This window comes from Brucella sp. HL-2 (assembly GCF_025846885.2).
GTDB lineage: Bacteria > Pseudomonadota > Alphaproteobacteria > Rhizobiales > Rhizobiaceae > Brucella > Brucella quorumnocens.
In genome coordinates this window covers 40,157-47,023 of record NZ_JAOYTK010000031.1, presented here as the reverse complement: position 1 = coordinate 47,023, position 6,867 = coordinate 40,157, and the positions used below count along the sequence as shown (strand labels likewise).

Sequence of the window (6,867 nt, the reverse complement as noted above, 5' to 3'; positions counted from 1 at the left end):
TTCAAACATCACTGTCAAACTCTTTATGTCAACTCCAAGGACGCATCAGCCTGTCGCTTGCGACGCCGCCGCCCTCGTTGTGTCGCTATATACGTCCCACTAAACAAAACTGTCAACGCCTAATCTGACTTTTTTGAACTTTTTTTGACAGATTTCCACAGTCCGCAAGTTTTCCACGGCTTGTCTTTATATAACAGCATCATCTCTGCTCCTTATAGATAAAGAAGAGCCACAAACCGGCCTCATTATTGCAATAGCGTCTGCGCGGATTGAAAGTTGGCCTGCAAAGCGCTGTGAATAACCAAAGCTCCGTCGCTTATCGTTGACTTAACGCGTTGTGGCAGGCAAAACTCAATAACCCGCTTGAGGGACTTCCATAATTAAGGGAAGACACCATACGTCGGACGGCAGTTACCCTGCTTTCTGAAAAATGATGTTCACGCACCTTTATGTGCGGCCAGATTTGAAGAAGGGCCTACAAGAGCAGCATGAAAGAACTGGGGCCGAACAATCTCGATCCAGGTGACGAGCCCCCGCTCACGGTAGGTGGACGGCGTCGTCCGCCGGACAGGCGTGAAGTTTCTGCACGCTGGCTCGCTGGCACATTTCTCACAGGTGTTACTTCTTGTATGTTGATCGGCGTTGCATTGTTTGCAGCTCTTGATGGTCGCGAACAATTGGCAACCCCGCCTGAAATTCTCGCGCGCAATGACATGCCTGGCGTCGTTAATGATACCAACGTCACAAAAGGCGCCCGCCTCGTAAGCACTATCTCCAAACAGAAAGCCAACGACCGCCGTCGCTTCGATCTATCGACCATGCAAAAAGTCGGTGAGCGTGAAGTTATCCGCACGCGTCCCTTCGAACTGGTCAGCATGGCATTGGCCGTCGATCACCCGTCGAACCGAAAATACCCGGCTTTTGATGCAATGGCTATTTTTTCGGAAGGGCCTGCGGCACCACAACCTGCTGATGCGAGCCAGATTTATGGTGCCAAAGTCGAAAGCGAAGTCAGCCTCAAAGTTGCTGACTTCCCATTGAACAGCACAACATTCGACCCATCGAATGATTTGACTGTCGATGAGGTGGAGAAGGTCGTTCGAGACACCGGTGTTTTGTTGACCGACGGTGATGTTCAGGTTGCCTCATTACATTATGTCGATCCTGCCCGCTTCGGCGGAACAGATTCGTCTTTTGCGCTTAGCCCAGCTCTTGGCGTAAAAATCACGCAGGAAAACGTCAGTGTTTCCCAGCGCGCTGACGACGAAGAGGCCAGTGATGGATTCTCGGAAGAACTGATTCCTTTCCGTCAGACGATGGAAATCGATCAAGCGCTGCAAAATGCTGGCTATACGGGCGAAGATGCTACGAATATGGCTGATGCGCTCACGAAGCTGCTGAATTCGCCACGCCTTAAAGAGGGCAGCGTGCTGCGTATTGGCACCGAAACTCAGGATGGTGAGGATCGTATCGTCAGGGCGAGCATTTATCACCGGACGACCCATCTGGTGACTGTCTCTCTTAATGATCGCAAGCAATATGTACCATCCGATCAGCCCGAAGAAACACCGCTTCTCGCATCGGCCTTTGATGGTGATGCGCCACCGACTGCGATTCGTGGCAATCTCCCAAGTGTCTATGATGGCATAAGCCGCGCAGCACTTGCTTATGGCATGACCGAAACCATGCGCGAGCAGCTCGTCAAAATGCTTGCAACAGACGTCGACCTTCAGGCCCGACTTTCGCAGAGTGATAATATTGATGCCTTCTTCTCGCTTCCAGAGGATCCAGAGAAGATTGAGGGTGATTCGCAACTCCTTTTCGTTTCAGCGACCTTCAGCGGTACGACACGTAAATTCTATCGCTATCAAGCGCCGGACGGGGCCGTCGACTATTTCAATGAAGACGGCAAAAGCGCAAAGCAGTTTTTATTGCGTAATCCCGTTCCAAACGGTGTGTTCCGTTCTCCTTTTGGTATGCGCCGGCATCCAATTCTTGGCTACAGCCGAATGCATACAGGTGTCGACTGGGCGGCCCCACGCGGTACGCCGATCATCTCATCGGGTAACGGTGTGGTGGAAAAGGCTGGATGGACAAATGGCTACGGTAATCAGACCTTGATTCGTCATGCCAATGGCTATGTCAGTAGCTACAGTCATCAGAACGCGATTGCGCGTGGCGTAACTGCGGGTTCGCGCGTACGTCAGGGCCAAGTTATAGGTTATGTCGGATCAACCGGGCTATCAACCGGTCCTCATCTTCACTACGAGCTGATTGTCAACGGCACCAAAGTTGATCCGCTTCGTATCCGCCTGCCAGACAATAAAGCGCTCAAGGGCAAAGAGCTTGAAGCTTTCAAGCAGGAACGGGACCGTATCGATACGCTTCTGGATACAGACGATGCGGGTAATGGCACTAAGCTGGCCTCCAGCGGATCGACAAAGAGCTAATAATTCTTCCTTCGCATATTGGTTTATCTCAGCCCCCACAAAACACGAAAGCGCGGCGCATCTTTCAAAATGCACCGCGCTTTGTCTTTATTAGGAAGCTTTCGCCGTGTTTATTCCGTGAACTCGACGGTCACGCCTGCTTTTACAAGCTTGGCCAGTTCTTCAGCATCCCAATTGGTCAACCGCACACAGCCATGGCTTGATGTTTTACCAATCCGCGAAGGCTCAGGCGTTCCATGAATACCGTATGTCGGCTTGGAAAGCGCAATCCAGACAGTACCAACAGGACCGTTGGGTCCAGGAGGGATGGTCAAAACCTTGTCATTGCTGCCTTGCTTGAAGTTGATCTTCGGATTGTAGGTGTAGTTCGGATTGATGGCGATACGCTGAACCTGCACAATGCCCGACGGTGATGGCGTATCCGATGAACCGATTGTCGAAGGATAGGCCACAACGAGTTTGCCGGTTTCGTCATAGCCGCGCACTTGCTTACGGCCTTTGTCGGCGATGATTCGGGCAACCTTCGTGCGAACCGGCTTTCCCAGATTAGGAACTTTGACGACAGAGCCCGGCTGATTGAAGTTGACGCCCGGGTTGATCTCTTTGAGATAAGCCTCATCTATATGAAACTTCTCACCGAGCATTTCCGTGACCGACGTATAGGCCATGGCCGGAAGTTGCGCCTTGTGGGCATAGTCGTCAGGAATGGACGCAACATACTGACGCCCTACATCTTCGTTGGTGATCGTGTATTCGGTGAAGGCTGCGCCGCCGGTCGCTTCCAGCTCAGCATTGATCGCAGCGTCATCCTTCGGATTGAGAATCTTGCCAGTCATCTCACCAAAAGCTGCAGCAGCCTTATCGACATTGCTGCCCGAACGACCATCAATGACGCCCGGCGATGCACCAGCCCGATCAAGCAGAATCTGATAGGCCGCGATCTTTTCCTTGGCTCCCTGCCCTTTCGGCATTTCTATAGCTGGAGTCATGTCATCAGGATTGGGTACAGCATGCGGTTGCATCGACGGCTGCTCATATCCCGGATCACGATTAATGCTGGCTGTTGGCGACTCAGTGTCAGGATATTCGGTGCCGGCTGGCGGCAACTCCGAGCGCTGCACCTGTCCGTCGCGGTTATAATCATAAGCTGGTGCGGTAGGCGCATCTGGATAATAGTTCGGATCCTCTGGCACATTACCAAAGCCATCATAGGGTGCACCGCCACCAACTGGGCCTTCAGACCAGTTCCCGCCCTGCTGACCACCACGCGCATAACGGTCGGATTCGCGCGGATCTTCAATATTGATGACACGTCCGCGGCGGTCGAGCGTTACCTGACGCCCATATTCATCGGTGTAAACCCGCACTCCCCGACCACCGCCTTGATCGGGACTGCGCTCGCGACCCCAGTCGAAAAGCTGAGCCATCTGCACGGGCTGCGAAACATTGCTCGTCGCATCGCGCTCTTCCGCATGAGCTGCCGCCCCCGCTGCAAGAATGATTGCAGAACCGAACAATCCGAAGCAAAGCATGCGTAAGAGATGCGACATGTAGGAAACCCTGAATGATCTTAGGCCGTATGGATGCAGTTATATAGTTAACAATTGTTTATTCAATAACAGCAAATGCCAGATGAACTGGACATGAAGATGGCCATAAATACCGTTCGCGCCTACAGAAAAAAGAAAAAGCGCCACAATCGAATGACTGCGGCGCTTTTCATAATCACACGTCGGGCTTTACGCGTCTGCGTTTTCCTTCACAGGCTCACCTTCAACTGCGACGCGAATCGAGCGGAAGTTGAGGCGATCTGAGCCGGGCAGTATCTTGACGATGGAACCGTCAAGAATATCGCCAAGCAGAATACGCTCGGCCAATGGGTCCTGAACTTCCTTCTGGATGACGCGCTTCAACGGACGCGCGCCATAAGCTGGATCATACCCCTTGTTTGCCAGCCATTCGCGGGCATCGTCTTCAAGCTCCAACGTGATCTTGCGATCATGCAGAAGAGCCTGCAACCGCTTCATCTGGATGTCGACAATCGAACCCATATCGTCGCGACGAAGCCTGTGGAACAGGATGATTTCATCGACGCGGTTCAAGAATTCCGGACGGAACGCAGCCCGTACGACACCCATCACCTCATCACGAACGCTTTCGACATCTTCCTTCTCGCCAAGATTGACAAGATATTCAGCGCCAAGGTTGGAAGTCATGATGATGACCGTATTGCGGAAATCAACGGTACGGCCCTGACCATCAGTCAGACGACCATCATCGAGTACCTGAAGCAGCACGTTGAAAACATCTGGATGCGCCTTTTCGATCTCGTCGAACAGGATCACCTGATAAGGTCTGCGACGCACGGCTTCCGTCAGAACACCACCTTCTTCGTAACCAACATAGCCGGGAGGTGCACCGATCAGACGGCTCACGGAATGCTTCTCCATGAATTCCGACATATCGATACGCACCATTGCCGTGTCGTCCTGAAAAAGGAACGAAGCCAGTGCCTTGGTCAGCTCGGTCTTGCCTACGCCGGTTGGTCCGAGGAAAATGAATGAGCCGATTGGCCGGTTCGGATCCTGAAGACCGGCACGTGCACGGCGGACAGCTCTTGAAACCGCCTGAACGGCTTCACCCTGACCGACAACCCGTTTGCCGATTTCGTCTTCCATACGCAGAAGCTTCTCACGCTCACCTTCCAGCATCCGTTCGACCGGAATGCCAGTCCAGCGAGCAACGATCTGCCCGACATGTTCAGGCGTCACGGTTTCCTCCAGCAACGAGCCTTTGTTCTCGCTGCTTTCAGCATCGACCAGCTGCTTTTCGAGCTGCGGGATCGTGCCATAGGCAAGTTCACCTGCCTTCTGGAACTCGCCGCTGCGCTGCGCGATGGCCAAAGCATTGCGAGCTTCTTCGAGCTGACGCTTCAAATCCGCCGCAAGTCCGAGCTTTTGCTTTTCAGCTTGCCACTTCGCCGTCAGTTCAGCCGACTCTTCTTCGAGATCGGACAGCTCTTTCTCAAGACGCTGCAAACGATCTAAGGAGGCCGCATCGGTTTCAACCTTCAGCGCTTCACGCTCTATTTTGAGCTGCATTGCACGGCGGTCGATTTCGTCGAGTTCTTCAGGCTTGGAATCCACCTGCATCCGCAAACGTGATGCGGCTTCATCGACGAGATCGATCGCCTTATCCGGCAGGAAACGATCCGTGATGTAGCGGTTTGAAAGCGTAGCGGCTGCCACAAGTGCCGAGTCAGAGACGCGAACTTTATGGTGCTGCTCGTACTTTTCCTTCAGCCCACGCAGGATCGAGATAGTATCTTCAACCGTCGGCTCATCGACAAACACCGGCTGGAAGCGACGAGCAAGGGCAGCGTCCTTCTCAACATATTTGCGATATTCCTCAAGCGTGGTCGCGCCAACGCAGTGCAATTCGCCACGAGCAAGTGCTGGCTTGAGAAGGTTCGATGCATCCATCGCACCGTCTGATTTACCAGCGCCGACAAGCGTGTGCATTTCATCAATGAACAGAATGATCTGACCCGCAGCCGTCTGCACTTCCGAAAGCACTGCCTTCAGACGTTCTTCAAACTCGCCACGATATTTTGCACCAGCGATCAGCGACCCCATGTCGAGCGCCATCAACTGCTTGTCTTTAAGCGATTCAGGCACGTCGCCATTGACAATACGAAGTGCCAGACCTTCTGCAATCGCGGTTTTGCCCACGCCTGGCTCACCAATCAGAACGGGATTGTTCTTGGTACGGCGTGACAGCACTTGAATCGTGCGACGAATTTCTTCGTCACGACCGATAACCGGATCGAGCTTACCCGCACGCGCATCTTCCGTCAGATCGCGCGCATATTTCTTGAGCGCATCGTAGTTACTTTCAGCGGAAGCCGAATCGGCGGTACGACCCTTACGCATATCGTTGATGACCTTGTTGAGCGCCGTCGGCGTTACACCAGCAGCGGCCATAATTTCGGATGTTTTAGCAGATTTCTCAATCGCAAGTGCCGTGAGTAGTCGTTCGACCGTGACAAAGCTGTCGCCTGCCTTGCTCGCAAGCTCTTCGGCCAAGGTGAAAACCTTTGCCAATGGCTGCGCAAGATAAAGCTGGTCATTGCCACCGCTTACTTTCGGAAGTTTCTCTAGCGCATTTTGTAATCCAAGACGCACATCAGCGATGCGGCCGCCCGCACGTTCAATCAAAGATGCAGCCAAGCCTTCTTCGTCATCGACGAGTACTTTCAAAAGATGCTCAGGCGTGAACTGCTGGTTGCCCGATGAAAGAGCAAAGGTCTGAGCCGACTGAATAAAACCCCGAACCCGTTCAGTGTATTTTTCAATATTCATGATGTCTCCTTTTCCTTCCGACCCATTCTGGCATCGAAAGATATTGGGTGACGGAG

3 protein-coding genes are annotated in these 6,867 nt (G+C 52.9%); 1 reads left to right on the top strand and 2 read right to left on the bottom strand.

All coding sequences use genetic code 11. The annotated features are described in order from the left end of the window. Nucleotides 1-488: 488 nt before the first annotated feature. Nucleotides 489-2,450 carry a M23 family metallopeptidase gene (locus tag OIV19_RS20985; RefSeq protein ID WP_191793981.1) on the top strand — a complete coding sequence of 654 codons (1,962 nt, stop codon included), beginning with the start codon at nucleotides 489-491 and terminating at the stop codon, nucleotides 2,448-2,450. Between the two features lie 110 nt (nucleotides 2,451-2,560). Here the strand turns inward: OIV19_RS20985 and OIV19_RS20980 are convergent, their stop codons facing one another. Beyond that, nucleotides 2,561-4,000, bottom strand: a complete 1,440-nt coding sequence (locus OIV19_RS20980; protein ID WP_264233621.1) for a L,D-transpeptidase — start codon at nucleotides 3,998-4,000, stop codon at nucleotides 2,561-2,563. 189 nt (nucleotides 4,001-4,189) lie between these two features. Beyond that, nucleotides 4,190-6,811 (bottom strand): ATP-dependent chaperone ClpB, encoded by a 2,622-nt coding sequence (gene clpB / locus OIV19_RS20975; RefSeq protein ID WP_095447535.1) that lies wholly within the window; start codon nucleotides 6,809-6,811, stop codon nucleotides 4,190-4,192. Between the last annotated feature and the right edge of the window lie 56 nt (nucleotides 6,812-6,867).

Excerpts from the sequence above, each read along its gene's own strand:
- OIV19_RS20985 (WP_191793981.1), top strand. The coding sequence starts at position 489 with ATGAAAGAACTGGGGCCGAACAATCTCGATCCAGGTGACGAGCCCCCG.
- OIV19_RS20980 (WP_264233621.1), bottom strand. The coding sequence starts at position 4,000 with ATGTCGCATCTCTTACGCATGCTTTGCTTCGGATTGTTCGGTTCTGCA.
- clpB (WP_095447535.1), bottom strand. The coding sequence starts at position 6,811 with ATGAATATTGAAAAATACACTGAACGGGTTCGGGGTTTTATTCAGTCG.